Below are 16,921 nucleotides of genomic sequence, written 5' to 3' on the forward strand. Positions count from 1 at the left end.
ACCGTTCTCACGGTTTATGTACGGTGACGCCCGACCTCCGCACAGAGCGACGATGCACGACGACTCTCCCCCGCACGACTCCTCGATGGGCTCGCTCACGCGCCGTGCCGCGACGAAAGCCGTTTCTCTCGGCGCGCTCGCGGCCCTCGCGGGCTGTCTCGGCGGCGGTTCGAACGCGGAGCCGACCCCCGAACCGGTCGACCTCTCGGGCGGGAAGGAAGACGACCAAGGCGGGATGGTCATCGGCCTCCACGCCGGTCCGAACGGACAGATTTTCTACCGCGACAACGCGCCCGAGGGCCACGACAACCCGGCGTGGTTCCACACCCTCAGCATGGGGCTGTTCCCGTACTACTTCGAACACCGAGAGCAGGGCTGGGAGGCGACGGCGGTGTACGTCACGGACTACTCGACCGTCGACTACGAGCTCTCGACCGAGGGCGGCGACACGTTCATCTCGACGCACACCGGCGCGGACACGTTCGGCGACGCCACCGAGATGACCTACGTCGTCGAAAGCGAGGTGCTCGGCGGGATGGGTACGGACCTGATTCCGTTCTCGTCCGACGCGGACGCCGACGAGTTCGTCGCCGAACACGGCGGGGAGACCGTGGTGTTCGACGACGTGACGCCCGAGTGGCTCCGGGGCTACATGCGCTCGTAGCGCCGTCGCTGTCGGTCGGGTGGAAAACAACGAAACGCTCGGCGGCGCTCAGAACGAGTTATCGGGGACGCGGACGCCGTCGACGTAGACCGACACCGCGTCGGTCGACTGGAAGTTGGTGATGTCGCCCGCGAACTGGTAGCGCCGCGAGTCGTCGCTGACGGTTCCCTCGGCGGCGGGACCGACCGTTCCGGTCGTGCTGAGCGCGCCGTTCGATTGAAGCGGTGAGATGGAGCCGCTGACCGTCACTTCGAACGAAGAGACGGAGCCGGTACCGGCGACGACGAGCGTGTGCCCGTCGTCGTCGGCCGTCTCGTCTGCCTCTTCTGTCGCCGCGCCGAGCCCAGAGAACCCCGCGAGCGCACCAGCGGTCGATACCGATCCGCACAGCGCGAGGTATTTGCGTCTACCGACGTCGTCGTCAGTCGTCGTTTCTGGGTCCTGCCCGGTGGACCGTTCTCTTACCATGTCTCAGGGGTTGCGGATTACACCCATAAATGTTGCGATAATTACATTAGTAGGAATACATGAATGTCTACCGATGATATTCTTGGTCGCGTTACTGTTCGAATCACCGACGAGTTCCGACGATTTGTATCGCGGCCAAAAACGCTTGACAGCGGTCATTTATTCTCGAATTAATCCGTTTCTTATGGGTGCATTAATCTCGAATTCGTGGCGTCGATTCGACCATATGATATCTGATATTTTTGGCGACCCCTGAGTGTACTAACTTCTGATATGATTCTCGACGGTGTGCGTCGCATCCGGGCTGTCCGCGGCCCGCACGTCGCCTCACACCCCGAAACCCGGCCCGGCGGGACGGGGCGCTCGGCGTCGAGCATCGTCGGTCGTGAGGGTGTGGTCGAGCGTCGGTGTTGGCGCGTCACCACGTGTTGGTGCGCTGCTAGGTGTCGGTCTGTCGCCACGCGCCGACGTATCGATACGTGTTGGTGCGCTGCTAGGTGTCGGTCTGTCGCCACGCGCCGACGTATCGATACGTGTTGGTGTGTCGCCATGTACTGGTGTGTCGTCGAGTGCGGTCAGCTCCCGGCTTCGGCTCGATGCAGTCGCTCGGGTCGAATCGGCGGCGGAAGGAGGAGGAGGGGGGCCAACGAGACCGCGGGGACCGATGCGGCCACCAGCGACGAGCCGTTCTCGTCTTCGGTTTCTTCCGGGGCGAGCGTCCCACTCGCGCCCGCGGGTGTTCGAACGGACGGTTCGTCTCTCCGCTGTGAGGGCGGCGGGGTGCTATCCGAGGAATCCGACGTGTCGGTCTTCCCAGTCTCGGCGTTCGACGATGGACTCGCGACCCTTCTCGGACATCTCGTAGAAGTTCGTCCGACGGTCGTGCTGTCCCTTGTTTACGTACCCCTGTTCGACGAGGGCGTCGAGGTTCGGGTAGAGCCGACCGTGGTTCACCTCCCCGACGTCCTTGCTGATCATCTCTTTAATCTCCTGCCCGGACGGGCGCTCTGCGCCGGCAATCACGTACAGCAGGTCGCGCTGGAAGCCAGTCAATTCGAACATTGTAGTCTCGAATCTAAGTATCGCCGCCATCGGGTATTGTTAGCCACCTCTATACTGGACAATTGGGTTCCTTACCGCCGTTGTCGAGAGTTTGCTCCCGTTTCGGCGCGGAGACTTTTCTCGAAATGGCCGAGATACGTAATCATCTCCGAGACCGAGATAACTCCCTCCCGCTGACCGTCTGTAGCCCAGTAAATATCCCGTGAAGATGAGCTTAATTCTCGTTAGAAACTCGGTCGGTGCCTCCCGGAAACGTCACGATAACAAAGGTTGGTTGTGGTGTATTACGACTCAACCGGGCCTGGTCTTCTTTCGCATCGCATGCGAGAACCGCCCCCGCACACGACGATGACAACACTATCAAAAGACGAGCTATTTCGCATCCTCAGTAACTCGCGTCGGAGGCAGATTCTCTACTTCCTCCACCGCGCGGGCGAGGCAATCTCGTTGAAGGAACTCGCGGCGATGGTCGCGGCTCGCGAGAACGGGACGGCGGTCGAGGACGTGACCGACGAAGAGCGACAGCGCGTGTACATCTCGCTGTACCAGACGCATCTTCCGAAACTCGAAAGCGCCGGATTGGTCGATTACGACGACGAGGAGCGCTCCGTCGAGCTCGTCCCGAACGTCGCCAGGCGGGGGTTCTTCTGGATGCAACCCGACGCGGGCCAGTCGTGGAGTCGGTACTACGCGCTTCTCGGCGTGCTCAGTTGGGTGCTCATTCTCGGCCTGTGGGCCGGCCTCCCCGGGTTCGTGCTCGTCTCGTGGAGCGCAGTCGCGGTGTTCGTCTCCGCGGCCCTCCTCGTGTTGGTGTTCGCGCAGTACCTCTCCGAGAGACAAGAAGGCACCTCCGCCGACGCCTTCGAGGCGCTCGTGGAATAACCACGGAATAAACCCGGTGCTGAGGACTGCGGAAATATCCGCTTCGAACCGCCCGCGTCATTCTCAGTCGATGCTACTACTGAACGGCCGTGTTCGCGGATGTAACTGCTATCCTGATTTTATTTCTTCCTCGAAGGCGGCTCCTACGAGGCGAAAAACAGCGTACGTCTCCGTCCTTTGGTAGGATTCTCTTACTGTCGACTATATTGAAAGTCTGAGTTAGTATAGATTGTTACAACCACTTTACTTGCAGATTTTGCGAGCCTAACAGTCGGAGAAATCAGAGTGTGGGATTCTCAGACAAGTATATATCCTTGTTTAACCTATTAACTCGCTGACCCTCTGAATCTGGGGCGCGCTTGGTGGGGCGCATCCAAAGGTTGTGGTCTGTGCAAACGCTCCGTGGTCTCCCCTCTCGACCGACCACGGCATTCGGTAGCACCCGACTACACAGTGGGGGAGGAAGGAACAATGGTTACCGATTCACTACAAGCCGACACCGATGTTGTTGACCAGACGACGAACGAACAACTCGCGGAGACTGGTGGTTCTCACGCGCTTTCCGAGCAGCAGCAACAACAACCCGAAATCGAAGCGCTCTCGAAGGACATCGTCTTCGAGATTCTGAAAAACCAACGCCGGCGTGACGCGCTCCGGTTCCTGAAGGAAAACGACGGCGAGGCGAAGCTCGGCGACATGGCCGAGTTCATCGCCGCGAAGGAAAACGGCATCGAGATCAAGGCGCTGTCGTCGAGCCAGCGAAAGCGGGTGTACATCGGTCTGTACCAATGTCACCTCCCGAAGATGGACTCGGCCGGCATCGTCGACTTCGAGAAGAACCGCGGTGACATCACGCTTCTCGACACCGCGAAACAGCTCGACCAGTACCTCGACGGCGACATCGTGAGCACCGAGGACGACGCCGAACAGTCGGCGTCGCCCGTCTCGTCGCCGAAGCGGAACCTCACTATCGCCGCCGGCGTGGCGGCGACCGTCTCCGCCGGACTGCTCGGCGTCCCCGGACTCGAACAGGTTCCGGCCGCCGGCTGGGCCGTGCTGAGCACCGCGACGCTCATGGCCATCACCGCGATGGAGTCGTACAAGGACCGCCTCGACCTCTGAGTCGGTCTCCACGCGCGCCCGCCGAACGGTCTCACGAACGCATCCGGATTTTATCTCGTTCCGATTTCGAACAGCCGCAGCGTTCGGTCGCCGTTCTCCCGTCACTCTCGGTTCTCTCTTACTCCCCCGCCTCGGCTTCGCTCCTCGCTCTCACGTTCTCGCTCTCGACCCGCGGGTGTGATTCGCAGACCGTGCGACCGACGTGGCGGCTTCGGCGCGCCGCGACCCCGCCGGGAGAACGCGCCACCGATTAGGTGCGTCCGAACCCGCGTTCCCCCGATTTAAGCTTGCTTTCGCCGTTTGCAACAGTCTCACACGCGACCCTAACGCGCGACCGCTTCGAGGAACCGTCTGTATAACAATCCCCATCGCCCTCCCTGTTCCTTTCATGACTTACTCACCGTCACGGTCACGTTCTGAACGCCCGTCGCTCGCGGGAGGGCGCAAATGAACCACCGTATCACCGAGGCGGTCGTCCTCGCGGCCGGCGAGGGGCGACGGCTCCGCCCGCTCACCACCTTCCAACCGAAGCCGATGCTCCCGGTCGCAAACCGGCCGGTCGTCGAGTACGTCCTCGACGCGCTGTTCGAGTCGGGCATCGAGCGCGTCGTCGTCGTCGTCGGCCACCGCGCCGACCGCATCCAGTCACACCTCTCTGCGACCTACCCCGACGCGAACATCGAGTTCGTCCACCAGGATACCCGACTCGGAAGCGGTCACGCGCTCCTCCTCGCCGAGGAACTCGTCTCCGGCCCGTTCGTCGTCTGCAACGGCGACAACGTCGTCGACGCCGACATCGTCTCGAAGGCGCTCGAACGCTTCTCGACGACCGACTCGGTGGCGACCATCGCGGTCGCCGAGTCGGACACGCCCGAGGAGTACGGCGTCGTCGTCGAGGACAACGGCCGCATCGCCGACATCGACGAGCACGCCGTCGATAGCGAGGGTTACCTCGTCAACGCGGGCGTCTACGTCTTCGACGACGCCGTCTTCGAGGCGCTCCGGCGCATCCCGCCGCACGACGGCGAGACGCGGCTTCCCGACGTGGTTCACTACCTCGACGGGCACGTCACGTCCGTCCTCGTCAACGGCGGCTGGCTCGACCCCTCGCACCCGTGGGGGCTCCTCTCCGTGACCGAGACGCTCCTCGCGCGCAGACACGACTCCGCCGTCGCCGAGTCGGCTCGGGTCCACGAGCGCGCGCTCGTCGACGACCACGTGGTCGTCGGCGAGGACTGCGACGTAGGGCCGGGCGCGGTCGTCAGCGGTGGCTCGTGCCTCCAAGACAACGTCTCGGTCGGCGCGAACAGCGTCATCGAGCGCTCCATCCTCTCGACCGACGCGCGGGTCGGCGCGGGCGTCGTCCTCCGTGACTCCGTCGTCGGCCCCGGCGCGACCGTCGGCGACGGCGTCGTCTCGCCCGGCGGCCGGGCGGACGTCATCCTCGAAGGGCGGCTCTACACCGACCGCCGCCTCGGGAGCATCATCGGCGACCGCGCCGAGGTCGGCGCGAACGTGACGCTCACGCCGGGCAGTCGCGTCGGCGCGGAGGCCGTCGTCGGGGCCGGCACGGTCTTACACGGCGACGTTCGCGAGCGCGTGGAGGTGACTCACTGATGTGCGGAATCACCGCCTGCATCGGCGCGGACAACTCCGTGGACTCGCTCGTCGACGGCCTCCAGCGGCTGGAGTACCGCGGCTACGACTCGGCCGGTATCGCCGTGAAAAACGGCTCGGGCATCTCGCTGACGAAGCGCGTCGGCGAGGTCTCCGAACTCGTCGCGGCCGTCGAGCGGAACCCCATCGCCGGCGACTACGGCATCGGTCACACCCGCTGGGCGACCCACGGCGGCGTCACCGACGGCAACGCCCACCCGCACACCGACGAGTCGGGCCGCATCGCCGTCGTCCACAACGGCATCATCTCGAACTTCCAGTCGCTCCGTAGCGACCTCGAATCCCGCGGGCACGTCTTCAGTAGCGAGACCGACACCGAGGTCGTCCCGCACCTCATCGAGGAGAACCTCCGCGACGGCGCGACCCCCGAGGAAGCCTTCCGCGCCGCGGTCGGCAGCCTCTCGGGGAGCTACGCCCTCGCGGCCATCATCGGCGACGAGGAGGCCATCTTCGCGACCCGCTCCGGGTCGCCGTTGGTCCTCGGCGTCGGCGACGGCGAGTACTACCTCGCCAGCGACGTGCCCGCGTTCATCCAGCACACGGCGCGCGTCATCTACCTCCACGACGGCGACTTCGTCGTCACCCGGTCCGACGGCTACGAAATCACGGACTCGGCCGGCCGCGCGGTCGACCGCCCCGTCGAACACGTCGAGTGGGACCCCGAGACGGCGACGAAGGGCGGCTACGAGCACTACATGTACAAGGAGATTCACGAACAGCCCGGCGCGCTCCGGCGGACCACCCAGAGCCGGCTGAACACCCACGCCGGCGGCGTCGAATTAGAGGAGTTCCCGCCGGAGTCGTTCGCCGACGTGAAGCAGGTCCACCTCCTCGCCATGGGCACCTCGCACCACGCCGGGATGTACGCGGCGTCGTTACTCAACTCCCGGGGCATCCCCGCCTACGCGTTCATGGCCGGCGAGTACTCGGTCATCAAGCCACCGGTGACGCCCGACACGCTCGTCGTCGCCGTCAGCCAGTCGGGTGAGACCGCCGACACCCTCGACGCCGTGCGCCGCGCCCGCGCCTCCGGCGCGCGGACCCTCGCGGTCACGAACGTCGTCGGCTCGTCGATAACCCGCGAGTGCGACGACGAACTGCTCATCCGCGCCGGTCCGGAAATCGGCGTCGCGGCCACCAAGACGTTCTCGTCGCAGGTGACGGCGCTGACGCTCCTCACGGAGCGCATCGTCGAGGACGTGACCGGCGCGAAGTCGCCCGTCGCGCGCGACCTGATGGAGGCGCTGTCGCGGCTCCCCGGCGACGTGCAGGAGGTGCTCGACACCTCGATGGCCCGCGAAATCGCCATCGAGTACGAGGGCAGCGACGCGTACTTCTTCATCGGCCGCGGGGTCGCCCACCCCGTCGCCCTCGAAGGCGCGCTGAAGTTCAAGGAGATATCCTACGAACACGCCGAGGGGTTCGCCGCCTCGGAGCTCAAACACGGCCCGCTGGCGCTCGTCACGCCGCTGTCGCCGGTGTTCGCCATCTTCACTGGCCACGAGGACGAGGCGACGCTGAGCAACGTCAAGGAGGTCCAAGCTCGCGGCGCGCCCGTTATCGCCATCACGAGCGACCGCTCGGGCGAGGTGACCGAGTTCGCCGACCACGTGCTCCGGATTCCGGACACGCATCCCGACATCGCCGGCGTCCTCGCCAACGTCCAGCTCCAACTCGTCGCGTACCACGCCGCGGACCTGCTCGAACGGCCCATCGACAAGCCGCGCAACCTCGCCAAGTGCGTCACCGTCGAGTGAGCCGGCGGTGCGGTCGCGGCGGGCGTCACCGCCGCAGCTCCGGTTTTCGGTCCCGTTAATCCGCCGTCGCCGTTCGATTTCGGCGTCGGCCCCGCTATTTTCAGGCGTCCGCGAACGTTCGGTGATAAGCGAAGATTATCTCGACTGTAGGCACCGATTACATATTACCTGCCCGCGTCAGGTAACACGCGATGACCCGACGCGACCTCGTGGACGACGTGCTCTCGGCCTCGGACGAGCCGGCGGGCCCACTAACAGACGAGACCGACGCCGCCGCGGCGACAGACGAGACCGACGTCCCCCCCGGATCGTCCGACGACGACCTCCTCGACGCGCTCGGTGACGAGGTCTCCCGGGACGTGCTGTTGGCGTGCAACCGCGCGCCGATGACAGCCGAGGAACTGGCCGAGAACTGCGAGGTCTCCGAATCGACCATCTACCGTCGGCTCGAGACGCTTTCGAGTCTCGGACTGGTCGAACGGACCCAGCGAGTCGACGCGCCGAGCAAGACGTGCTACGAGACGGCCGTCGACGGCCTCTCGATTCACCTCGGCGACAGCCTCCGCGTCGAGGCGGGGTCGAGCAACTACGTCGTCGACGCGATGCGCACGCTTCTGGCCGCGGTAGACGTTCAACAGCTCGCGTACGACCGCGAGCAAAACAGCGTGGACGTTCGGTTCCAACTGGCTCCGCACCTGCTCGACTCGCTCGTGGAACTGTACGTCAGAGACACGAGTTCCCGAGAGAAGTAGTCCGCAGACCGTCGATTCGGGGTCGCTCGCCGCGCTGTCCTATCGCCGCCACGACCCGTCGACCTCGCCGAGGACGAGCGCGAGCGCGTCTTTCGCACGACCGACCGCGATGAGTTCGCGGGCGGTCGCGGCGGTGAGGGGGCCGATAGACTGCGAGGACGCGAGACCTTCCACGATGTCGGGGACCTCGGCGGTGAACCACGAGCTATCTTCCGTCCCGAGTTCGTCGTCGACTCCCGCGGACGACCGAGAGTGGGGCGCGTCGGAAATCATACTGAATGTACACGCTTGTGGGGGATAGTTAGGAATCTGTTACGTCGCGGTAGCGACTCCCTTCTCCGCGAGTCACTCGGTTTTGCGTACTGAACCGTCGAATCTCACACACCACATTATTGCAAAGAATAATAACCTGTTGTAGCGTTCTGTGTAATCGATAATGTCTCTCAGCGAACTCATCTCCGGCGTCGCCGCCTCGGAGCGAACACTGACGGTGTTCAATCCGACGCCCGGCGTCGTCGAGCGACTCGCCGAGCACTTTGCGGACCGAAACGTCTCGGTGGAGTCTGCGAGTTCCGACGAGGGTCCTTCGAACTACGCGGTGCTGGGTACCGGCGATAAGTTCCACACGGCCGTCTCGGTCGACGACCTCCTCGCGCGCCCCGAGGACGTCAAACCGGGCTTCGAACGCGACTCGTACGCGCCGGTCCTCGACCACCTCGACGAGACGCTGTTTACCTCTTACGACCGCCAGCAGATGCTCAACGCCACCCGCGAAATCGAGGACCGCGCGTGGCGCGTCGGCGCGGGCCAACTCCACTCGGGGTTCCAGTCGGGCGAGAACCTCCGCCCGCAACTCGAAACGTACCGCCGCCTCGGTAGCCGCGACGACCTCTCGGTCCACGCGTACATCTATCCGAACGGCGAGGTCCCGCAGGCCGACCAGTTCCAACTGCACCTCGCGCGCTCCGACGAGATTCGGCGCTCCTGGTTCGTCGCCTACGACGGCAACGGCGTTGGCGATTACAAGTGCGCCCTCGTCGCCGAGGAGACCGAACCCGGGTTCGGGTTCACCGGCTTCTGGACGTACGACCCCTCGACGGTGGACTACATCGTCAACCACCTCGTCTCGTCGTACTCGATTATCGAATCCGATGGCTCGGGCGGCGACGGGTTCGACCGTCGTCAAGTAACCGTCAGACCGAAATACGGACGTTAATCCGACTCCGACGGTTCGGCTTCCCCGGCGAGAATCAATTCGGAGAACTGGGCGCGAATACTTAGGAACGTCCGCCCGGAACCGGGCGGTATGGTTGACGGAATCCTCCTCGACGCCTCGCACCTGAAAGGCAAGGTCAAGGGCGGTCGCGCCGGGGCCGAAATCGCCGGGATGAGCTACATCGGCTACGAACTCGCGGTCACGGAGCGGAGCATCCACGTCTACGGCGACCACTGTAACGCCGACATCCAAGACGAGGAGTACCGCTACCTCATCGTCCCGATCGACTCGGTCCGCGGAGTCGAACTCAAGGACCTGTCCGACCGGGGCCGGTGCCTGCAGATTCACGCGCTAGACGACGAGGTGACACTCTACTCGGAGAACCAGTCGAGCCTCTCGAAGAACCTCAAGCGCGTGTTCCTCCTCCTCTCCCGACTGCTCGCCTGAGCGGGCAGTCGGTCGGTGATTGGTAGCCGTCGGTCAGTCTGTCGGTCTGTCGGTCCGGTGGCGAATCAGGTAACGTTTCGAAAGCAGGTGAACTAACCGAACCGCTAAAGAGGGTCGGAACCGAGGAAGGGGTATGGCCACGGATATGAATCTCGACGACGCCCCCTGCCCCATCATCGACTCGCTGAAGCAAATCGGGTCGCAGTGGCGTCTCATCGTCCTCCACGACCTCCAAGACGGTGAAAAGCGGTTCAACGAACTGAAGCGCTCGACCGGTGCGAGTTCGCGGACGCTCTCTCGCGTCCTCGACGACTTACAGGAAAACGGCTTCGTCGACCGCCGGATGGAAGAGGACGCGCCGGTCGCGACGTACTACTCGCTGACCGACAAGGGCGTCTCGCTGTGCCCGGTGTTCGACGAGATTCAGGAGTGGGCCACCGAGTGGCTCGATGACGAGCACGAAGAGTCGGCCGAGGCCGAGACGATCCAGTCGACGGCCTGAGCGCCGCTTCTCACACTTCGAGCGGGTCGCCCTCCGCCGTCTCGAAAATCTCCTCGTGGACTTCCGCGACGGTGACCGAGTCGAGTTCGTCGAGCATCGCCTGAATCGCCGGTTCGAGCAGTTCGCCGAGGACCGGTTGGATGTGTTCGCCGACGGTGCACTCGTCGTTCGGTTCGTTCGTGTGGAAGCAGAACGGCTCGGCGTCCTCCACCGCCTCGTAGATGTCGCGAAGCGTGATGGCGTCCGGCTCGCGGGCCAGCGTGAAGCCGCCGGTCGGGCCGCGCTTGGAATCGACGAGGTCCGCCTCCCGGAGCGAACACAGGAGCTGGCGGATGACCACCGGGTTCGTGTTGACGCTCCACGCGAGGCGGTCGGAAGACAGCCGCTCGTCGCTCTGCACCGCCAAGTTAGTCAGCACGTGCGTCGCGACGACGAATCGGCTGCTGTTCGACATACACGTTCTTTGGAGCTACGGGCATTTTAGATTTCACGGTGGTGCGCCGATTTCGCCGGATTCGGCGCGGAATCGACGTTTTTCAACTCCCGAACCGCATCGGTAGTTCGATATTCGAATTCGGTCACGAGAACTGACCGGTTGGGCCTCCGACCCGACGAAAAGTAGACCCGGAGCCGACCGCTCCGACCGAATCGTCTCGCGCGGCGGTCGGTTCACTCCTCGTTTCGTTCCGCCCGCGTCTCGTCCGTTCCGCTCCCGTCGGCGCTCGCCGGGAGCGCCTCGACGTCGGTCGCCCGCATCAGCGCGATGACCACGTTGTCGGCGACCTCCGCGGCGAACCGCAGTTCGTCGGTCCGCCACTGCCGCGGCTCGCCGACGTGTTCGTGACAGACGACGCCGACGACCTCGCCGCCCGACCGGACCGTCGCGTCGAGCATCGACGTGATACCCTTCGGTTCGAGGTAGCCGTTCCGTAGCTCGGCGGTCGCGGGGTCGGTCTGAACGTCGTCGACGCCGAGCGACCGATTCGTCTCCAGCGCCTCGAAGTACGACGGGTAGTTCGACGCGGTCAGCGTCGTCCCGGCGTTGTGCTCGCCCGACGACCGGTCGTACTGGTCGACACAGCGGAGCGTTTCGGCGTCGTCGAACAGCCAGACGCTCGCCCGCTCGACGTCTAACACCGTCGCCATCGACTCGGTGATTCGCGGAAGGGCGTCCTCGAACGAGCCTCCGATGACCGCCTCGTCGGTCGCGAGGTCGATGAGCGCCCGCTGTTGGCGCTCTCGTCGCTCCCGCTCGTGGTAGGCCTCGGTCACGTCGCGGAACACGGTGACGACGCCTTCGACCGTTCCGTCGTCGGTCCTGATGGGCGACATGCTGTCTTCGATGTACCGCTCGTCGCCGTCGCTCGTGACGAGTTTCGTCCCCGCGGCGAGTTCGACCGACTCGCCCGCGTCGGCGACGCGCCGCATCGGGTCGATGCGTTCCCCGGTTTCCCCGTCGATGAGGTGGAGCACGTCCGAAAGCGGTTCGCCGACGGCGGCGTCGGCGTCGTAGCCGGTTATCTCCTCGGCGGTCCGGTTCAGTTGGGCGACCGTCCCGTCGGCGTCGGTGGCGACGACGCCCTCGGCGATGGAGTCGAGCGTGACGCGGAGGTACGCCTCCCGCTCGCGGAGCCGCTGTTCCGCGCGCCGGTGTTCCGTGATGCGGACGAGCGTCTGGAGGAGGACGCCGTACTGCGCCGACGGGTCGCCGCCCTTCTGGAGGTAGCTGTCCGCCCCGAGGTTCAGCGCCTCGATGGCGACCTCCTCGCGGCTCCGTCCGGTGAAGATGACGAAGGGGATGTCGGAGCCGCGCTCGTCGCGGAGGACCGACAGCAGTTCGAGCCCCGACATCTCCGGCATCTGGTAGTCCGAGACGACCGCGTCGAACGACCCCGACGCGAGGAGCATCAGCGCCCGCTTCGGCGAGTCGGTCGTCACGACTTCGACGCCGTCACCCGTCGATTCGAGAAACCGCTTGGTCAGCGCCAACAGCCCCTCGTCGTCGTCGACGTAGAGCACGCGTATCGCCGACGACTCCCCCTCGGTCTCGTCCATGCACTTTCGTACAACTTCGACGTTGTGTTTGATAACTGTTTGGCAGATTAAGTGTTTTTCAGATGCCATTACCGGCCGAGTCGAGCGGGTCTGACGGCGTCTCGGTCAGTTGTCGCCGCCGGTTGCGGAGTCGCCGTTCGCCTCGTCGTCCGCGGTACCGCGCTCGTCGATGCGGTCGTAGAGGACGGACTCGCCGGGCTTGACCGTGCCGCCGGTCGGGATTCTGACGCCCGCGTTCAGCGAGGCGTTGATGCCGGTTTTCACCTCGTCGCCGAGGACGACGCCGTACTTCCGACGGCCCGAGGAGACGAGTTCGCCCTTGAGCATCTGTCGGACCGGTTCGCCGTCGTGGCGGAGGTTCGCCACTTTGGTCCCCGCGCCGAAGTTCACGTCGCGGCCGAGGAGGCTGTCGCCGACGTACGAGAGGTGGCCGACCGTCGCGCCCTCCATCAGGACGCTGTTTTTCACCTCGACGGCGTGGCCGACCTTGGCGTGCTCGCCGATGAGCGTGTGCCCGCGGACGTAGGCGTTCGGTCCGACGGTGGCCCCGCTGCGGACGAGGACCGGCCCCTCGATGACCACGCCGGAGCGGACCGTCGCACCCTCCTCGACGACGACCGGCCCGTCGAGTTCGGCGCGCTCGGACACGTCGCCATCGATTCGCGGTTCGAGTTCGCCGAGTTTCCACTCGTTGGCTTCGAGGAGTTCCCACGGTCGCCCCACGTCGAGCCAGCGGTCGAAGGCGACGCCGCGCACGTCGTAGGCCTCGCAGGTCGCCGCGAGTACGTCGGTCAGTTCGAGTTCGCCGCGGTCGCTCTCGTCCACGTCGAGCCAGCCGTGGGCCTCCGCCGGGAAGACGTACGCGCCGGCGTTGATGAGGTCCGACGGCGGGTCCGCGGGCTTCTCGACGACGCCGGTGACGAAGCCCTCGTCGTCGGTGTCGAGGACGCCGTAGGAACTCGGGTCGGCGACGCGGAACGACCCGACGGCGGGCGTCCCCTCGTACAGCGTCGAAAGCGACGGCACATCGTACAGCGCGTCCCCGTTGAGGACGACGAACGGCTCGTCGGGGTCGAGATGCGGGGCCGCGGCGCGGACCGCGTCGGCCGTCCCGCGCTGTTCCGACTGGACGGCGAAGCCGACGGGGACGCCGCCGCGCTCGTCGCCGAAGTAGTCGCGCACGTCAGCGGCCTCGTAGCCGACGACGAGCGTGATGTCCGTCGCGCCGGCCGCGACGGCGGCGTCGGCGGTGTGCGCGACGAGCGGTCGGTCGGCCACGGGGAGCATCGGCTTGGGTCGTCGGTCCGTGAGCGGACGCATCCGGGTGCCGCGACCGGCGGCGAGAATGACGGTCTGCATACCTCTGTAAGGGGCTGCGCGGAAGAAATGTCTTCGGTCCGGGAAGTACCGAGGAGGGGACCAATCGCGACGTTGTGGGTTGCCTCTGATCCACCTACCGGCACCGACTCGAGGTGGAACGGTCGGTACGGCATCTGTCTGTCACTATCAGTCTGACAAAATGGTTGCGAACTCCGCGCCGGATTCGAGTCCGACACTTGGCTTCCGCGCGGCACAGTCGCTCGCGGACGGTTCGAACCACACGGCCCGCGAACGGCGAATGCGTTGGGGTTACGATAGGTTGGAGATTCGCACGAGACGCGGCGCCGTGTGTTAGTGAACGGACGAACGCCAGCGTGTAATAGTTTCGTTCCGCGGCGACGGGAACCGCGTTCGTCGGCGTTATTACCGTCCCACTCTTCGGCTGTGGAGGGTTACGATGGAGATTCGCACAGGACTCTCTTACGGAGACGTATTGCTGGTTCCACAGCGCTCCCCGGTCGACAGCCGGAGCGACGTGGACCTCTCGACCAACGTGACGCCGGGCTTGCGCCTCGATACGCCGCTCGTCAGCGCGGCCATGGACACCGTCACCGAAGCGGACCTCGCGGAGACGCTCTCCGGCCTCGGCGGCCTCGGCGTCGTCCACCGCTTCCTCGACGTGGACGAGCAGGCCGAACAGGTCCGCCGCGTCGCCGACGCGGGCGGGACCGTCTCGGGCGCGGTCGGTATCAACGAAGACTACCTCGACCGGACCGAGGCGCTCCTCGACGCCGGCGCGGACGCTATCGTCATGGACATCGCCCACGGGCACATGGAGCGGTGTCTCGACGCCGTCGAACGGATTCGCGACGAGTTCGACCCCGAAATCGTCGCGGGTAACGTCGTCACGCCGGCGGCCGTCGAAGACCTCTGGGAGGCCGGCGCGGGCTGCGTGAAAGTCGGCGTCGGGCCGGGGTCGCACTGCACGACCCGAGAGGTCGCGGGCGCGGGCTACCCACAGCTCACGGCCGTCTCGGAGTGCGCCGAGCGGGCGCACGACCTCGGTATCCACGTCATGGCCGACGGGGGGATTCGCACCTCCGGCGACGCCGCGAAGGCGCTCATGGCCGGCGCGGACACCGTCATGATGGGGAGCTTCTTCGCCGGGACCGACGAGGCACCGGGTCAGGTCGTCGAGGTCGACGGCGAGACGTACAAGCGCTCCCGCGGGATGGCCTCCACGGAGGCCGCCGACGACCGCGGGGACAAACAGAGCGACGTGGACGCCGGCGAGGGCGTCGAGGCGCTCACGCCCTACAAGGGGCCGGTCGAACCGCTCGTCGAGGAGTTCCTCGGCGGGATTCGCTCCGGCGTGAGCTACTGCGGCGGCCACACCATCGCGGACGCCCGCGAGAAGGCTTCGTTCGTCCGCGTCGCGGCGAGCGCGAAGGAACGAGAGGGCGCGCACGGCGTCGTCTTCGCCGAGGGTCCCGTCGAAGTCGACGAGGAGGCCGAACGCGAGTTGCAGGCCCCGATGGCCGACTGACTCCGGAAGTCGGGAGCCGACCCCGGACGCGACACGGTGCGAGACGACGCGGACCGCCACGCCGGCGACCGCGTCCTCGCCGAGCGACGGCGTTCGCGCTGACACGCCGGCGGCGTCGCCCGAATAATATTTCAAATCCAGTAGTATTTACACACTTATTTACAATTGCTATCATTTCAGACCAACCGATAGATAGTCCCGAGACGAATCGAAATATCCAGTCGTCGGACCCGACACGGACCGACTGGCCGACCTCGATTGTCTCTTCGAACACCGGTATTTAGCTCGAATGAACGCGTTATCGGCGCGAAAACGCATCGTTCGTCTGTTTCTGACCCTCGCCGACGAGTTCGAACTATGGGTGGCAAACCTCGGCCATCGAAGTGGGTTCGTCTCTCTCGTACGGTTCCGTGGCGACGAATTATCAATCTTCAAGGTGCATACAATATTTTGATAGGTTTAGTGACGAACTCGCTCGGAGCCAGTCGAATCGCGTGACAGCCATATCTGTGTCACGAACTGTTCGCCCCGGTCTGACGTAGAATTACACATCTATCTTTGTCATCTTTTGGCGGTACTCGGTTCGAGTGCGGATGGCTTCGAGAGCGGGACGCGAGTCGTCAAATATCACCTGAAATCCAGCACAGCCGAACGAGCGTTCTTCACGACGAGACGCTCACGAGTAGGTCGCGCGGATGCCGATGACGCGGGCGGCCTGCGTCACCATCTCCGGGACCTCCGTGTGGTACCACTCGCCTTTCATCCGGGTGGTCGGCCCCGAGACGCTGATCGAACCGAGGATGGTCTCGTCGTCGGAGAGAATCGGCGCGCCGACCGCCCGCATGCCGGTGATGCGTTCTTCGTCGTTGAAGGCGTAGCCGCGCTCGCGAATCGTCGCCAACTCGGCTTCGAGGGCGTCGCGGTCGTCTATCGTCTTCGTCGTCAGGCGCGTCAGCTCGCCGTCGAGAATCTCGTTTCGGCGCTCCTCGTCGCAGAACGCGAGGTAGGACTTGCCGACCGACGTGGTGTGGAGGTCGACTGTCGTGCCGATGTGCGAGTCGGTCTGGAGGCCCTGTTCGGACTTCACCTGATAGATGTAGACGCCGCGGCCGTTCTCCTCGACCATCACCTGCCCGCGCTCGCCGACAGCCTCGACGAGGTCGTCCATCTCGCCGATGGAGGCGTGATACAGCGCGTGTCGCGTCCGGGCGTGGTCGCCGAGGTCGAGGAACTTCAGACCCAGCGCGTACTCGTCGCCCTGCCTGACGACGTAGCCGAGTTCCGCGAGCGTCTTGAGGTGGTTGTGGGCCGTGCTCTTCGAGATACCGAGGTCGTTCGCTATCTCCGACACCCCGCTCGCGTCGTGGTCTCTGATGTGTTCGACGATGCCGAACGAGGTTTTCGTAGCGCCGATTGTTCCCGCCGCATTGTTCCCGTCCGTGTTCATAGTT

17 protein-coding genes are annotated in these 16,921 nt (G+C 65.0%); 10 read left to right on the forward strand and 7 right to left on the reverse strand.

What is annotated here, in order from left to right; translation table 11 throughout:
- Positions 1 to 52: 52 nt before the first annotated feature.
- Complete coding sequence (locus AUR65_RS06130) at positions 53 to 664, forward strand: nitrous oxide reductase accessory protein NosL (protein WP_058566006.1); 612 nt, start codon at positions 53 to 55, stop codon at positions 662 to 664.
- A 48-nt stretch (positions 665 to 712) separates the two neighbouring features.
- Here AUR65_RS06130 and AUR65_RS06135 read toward each other — a convergent pair whose 3' ends face one another.
- Both AUR65_RS06135 and AUR65_RS06140 read right to left on the reverse strand, forming a co-directional pair.
- Positions 713 to 1,132, reverse strand: a complete 420-nt coding sequence (locus AUR65_RS06135) for a hypothetical protein (RefSeq protein WP_058566007.1) — start codon at positions 1,130 to 1,132, stop codon at positions 713 to 715.
- Between the two features lie 783 nt (positions 1,133 to 1,915).
- Positions 1,916 to 2,194, reverse strand: a complete 279-nt coding sequence (locus tag AUR65_RS06140) for a PadR family transcriptional regulator (protein ID WP_004978148.1) — start codon at positions 2,192 to 2,194, stop codon at positions 1,916 to 1,918.
- Between the two features lie 348 nt (positions 2,195 to 2,542).
- On the opposite strand from AUR65_RS06140, the gene AUR65_RS06145 reads away from it, so the two are divergent.
- The 5 genes from AUR65_RS06145 (at position 2,543) to AUR65_RS06165 (ending at position 8,384) form a co-directional block, all read left to right on the forward strand.
- On the forward strand, positions 2,543 to 3,076 hold the full coding sequence (locus AUR65_RS06145; protein ID WP_058566107.1) for a DUF7344 domain-containing protein: 534 nt from the start codon (positions 2,543 to 2,545) through the stop codon (positions 3,074 to 3,076).
- Between the two features lie 471 nt (positions 3,077 to 3,547).
- Positions 3,548 to 4,198: a DUF7344 domain-containing protein gene (locus tag AUR65_RS06150; RefSeq protein ID WP_058566008.1), complete on the forward strand. Its 651-nt coding sequence runs from the start codon at positions 3,548 to 3,550 to the stop codon at positions 4,196 to 4,198.
- Between the two features lie 447 nt (positions 4,199 to 4,645).
- On the forward strand, positions 4,646 to 5,815 hold the full coding sequence (locus tag AUR65_RS06155) for a sugar phosphate nucleotidyltransferase (RefSeq protein ID WP_058566009.1): 1,170 nt from the start codon (positions 4,646 to 4,648) through the stop codon (positions 5,813 to 5,815).
- Entirely contained in the window at positions 5,815 to 7,632 is a 1,818-nt protein-coding gene (gene glmS, locus AUR65_RS06160) for a glutamine--fructose-6-phosphate transaminase (isomerizing) (RefSeq protein ID WP_058566010.1), read from the forward strand. The genes AUR65_RS06155 and glmS overlap by 1 nt, the downstream gene beginning before the upstream one ends.
- Positions 7,633 to 7,823: 191 nt before the next feature.
- Positions 7,824 to 8,384, forward strand: coding sequence for a helix-turn-helix domain-containing protein (locus tag AUR65_RS06165; protein ID WP_058566011.1), 561 nt, complete (start codon positions 7,824 to 7,826; stop codon positions 8,382 to 8,384).
- Between the two features lie 39 nt (positions 8,385 to 8,423).
- Here the strand turns inward: AUR65_RS06165 and AUR65_RS06170 are convergent, their stop codons facing one another.
- The gene (locus AUR65_RS06170) at positions 8,424 to 8,657 is read right to left on the reverse strand and encodes a hypothetical protein (protein WP_058566012.1); all 234 of its coding nucleotides are present in this window, start codon (positions 8,655 to 8,657) and stop codon (positions 8,424 to 8,426) included.
- Positions 8,658 to 8,820: 163 nt separating this feature from the next.
- On the opposite strand from AUR65_RS06170, the gene AUR65_RS06175 reads away from it, so the two are divergent.
- The 3 genes from AUR65_RS06175 (at position 8,821) to AUR65_RS06185 (ending at position 10,549) form a co-directional block, all read left to right on the forward strand.
- On the forward strand, positions 8,821 to 9,600 hold the full coding sequence (locus AUR65_RS06175; RefSeq protein ID WP_058566013.1) for a DICT sensory domain-containing protein: 780 nt from the start codon (positions 8,821 to 8,823) through the stop codon (positions 9,598 to 9,600).
- A 90-nt stretch (positions 9,601 to 9,690) separates the two neighbouring features.
- Complete coding sequence (locus AUR65_RS06180) at positions 9,691 to 10,047, forward strand: hypothetical protein (protein ID WP_058566014.1); 357 nt, start codon at positions 9,691 to 9,693, stop codon at positions 10,045 to 10,047.
- A gap of 133 nt (positions 10,048 to 10,180) precedes the next feature.
- Positions 10,181 to 10,549 (forward strand): winged helix-turn-helix transcriptional regulator, encoded by a 369-nt coding sequence (locus AUR65_RS06185; RefSeq protein WP_058566015.1) that lies wholly within the window; start codon positions 10,181 to 10,183, stop codon positions 10,547 to 10,549.
- A 10-nt stretch (positions 10,550 to 10,559) separates the two neighbouring features.
- On the opposite strand, the gene AUR65_RS06190 is transcribed toward AUR65_RS06185, so the two are convergent.
- From AUR65_RS06190 to glmU, 3 genes are all read right to left on the reverse strand, one after another.
- Entirely contained in the window at positions 10,560 to 11,003 is a 444-nt protein-coding gene (locus AUR65_RS06190; protein ID WP_058566016.1) for an Rrf2 family transcriptional regulator, read from the reverse strand.
- Positions 11,004 to 11,218: 215 nt separating this feature from the next.
- Positions 11,219 to 12,604, reverse strand: coding sequence for a response regulator (locus AUR65_RS06195; RefSeq protein ID WP_058566017.1), 1,386 nt, complete (start codon positions 12,602 to 12,604; stop codon positions 11,219 to 11,221).
- Between the two features lie 105 nt (positions 12,605 to 12,709).
- Positions 12,710 to 13,963: a bifunctional sugar-1-phosphate nucleotidylyltransferase/acetyltransferase gene (gene glmU, locus AUR65_RS06200; RefSeq protein WP_058566018.1), complete on the reverse strand. Its 1,254-nt coding sequence runs from the start codon at positions 13,961 to 13,963 to the stop codon at positions 12,710 to 12,712.
- Positions 13,964 to 14,381: 418 nt separating this feature from the next.
- On the opposite strand from glmU, the gene AUR65_RS06205 reads away from it, so the two are divergent.
- Entirely contained in the window at positions 14,382 to 15,470 is a 1,089-nt protein-coding gene (locus AUR65_RS06205) for a guanosine monophosphate reductase (protein WP_058566019.1), read from the forward strand.
- 676 nt (positions 15,471 to 16,146) lie between these two features.
- Here AUR65_RS06205 and AUR65_RS06210 read toward each other — a convergent pair.
- Positions 16,147 to 16,917: an IclR family transcriptional regulator gene (locus AUR65_RS06210; protein WP_058566020.1), complete on the reverse strand. Its 771-nt coding sequence runs from the start codon at positions 16,915 to 16,917 to the stop codon at positions 16,147 to 16,149.
- Between the last annotated feature and the right edge of the window lie 4 nt (positions 16,918 to 16,921).

The sequence above is a fragment of the Haloferax marisrubri genome, from assembly GCF_001469875.2.
Taxonomy (GTDB): Archaea; Halobacteriota; Halobacteria; order Halobacteriales; family Haloferacaceae; genus Haloferax; species Haloferax marisrubri.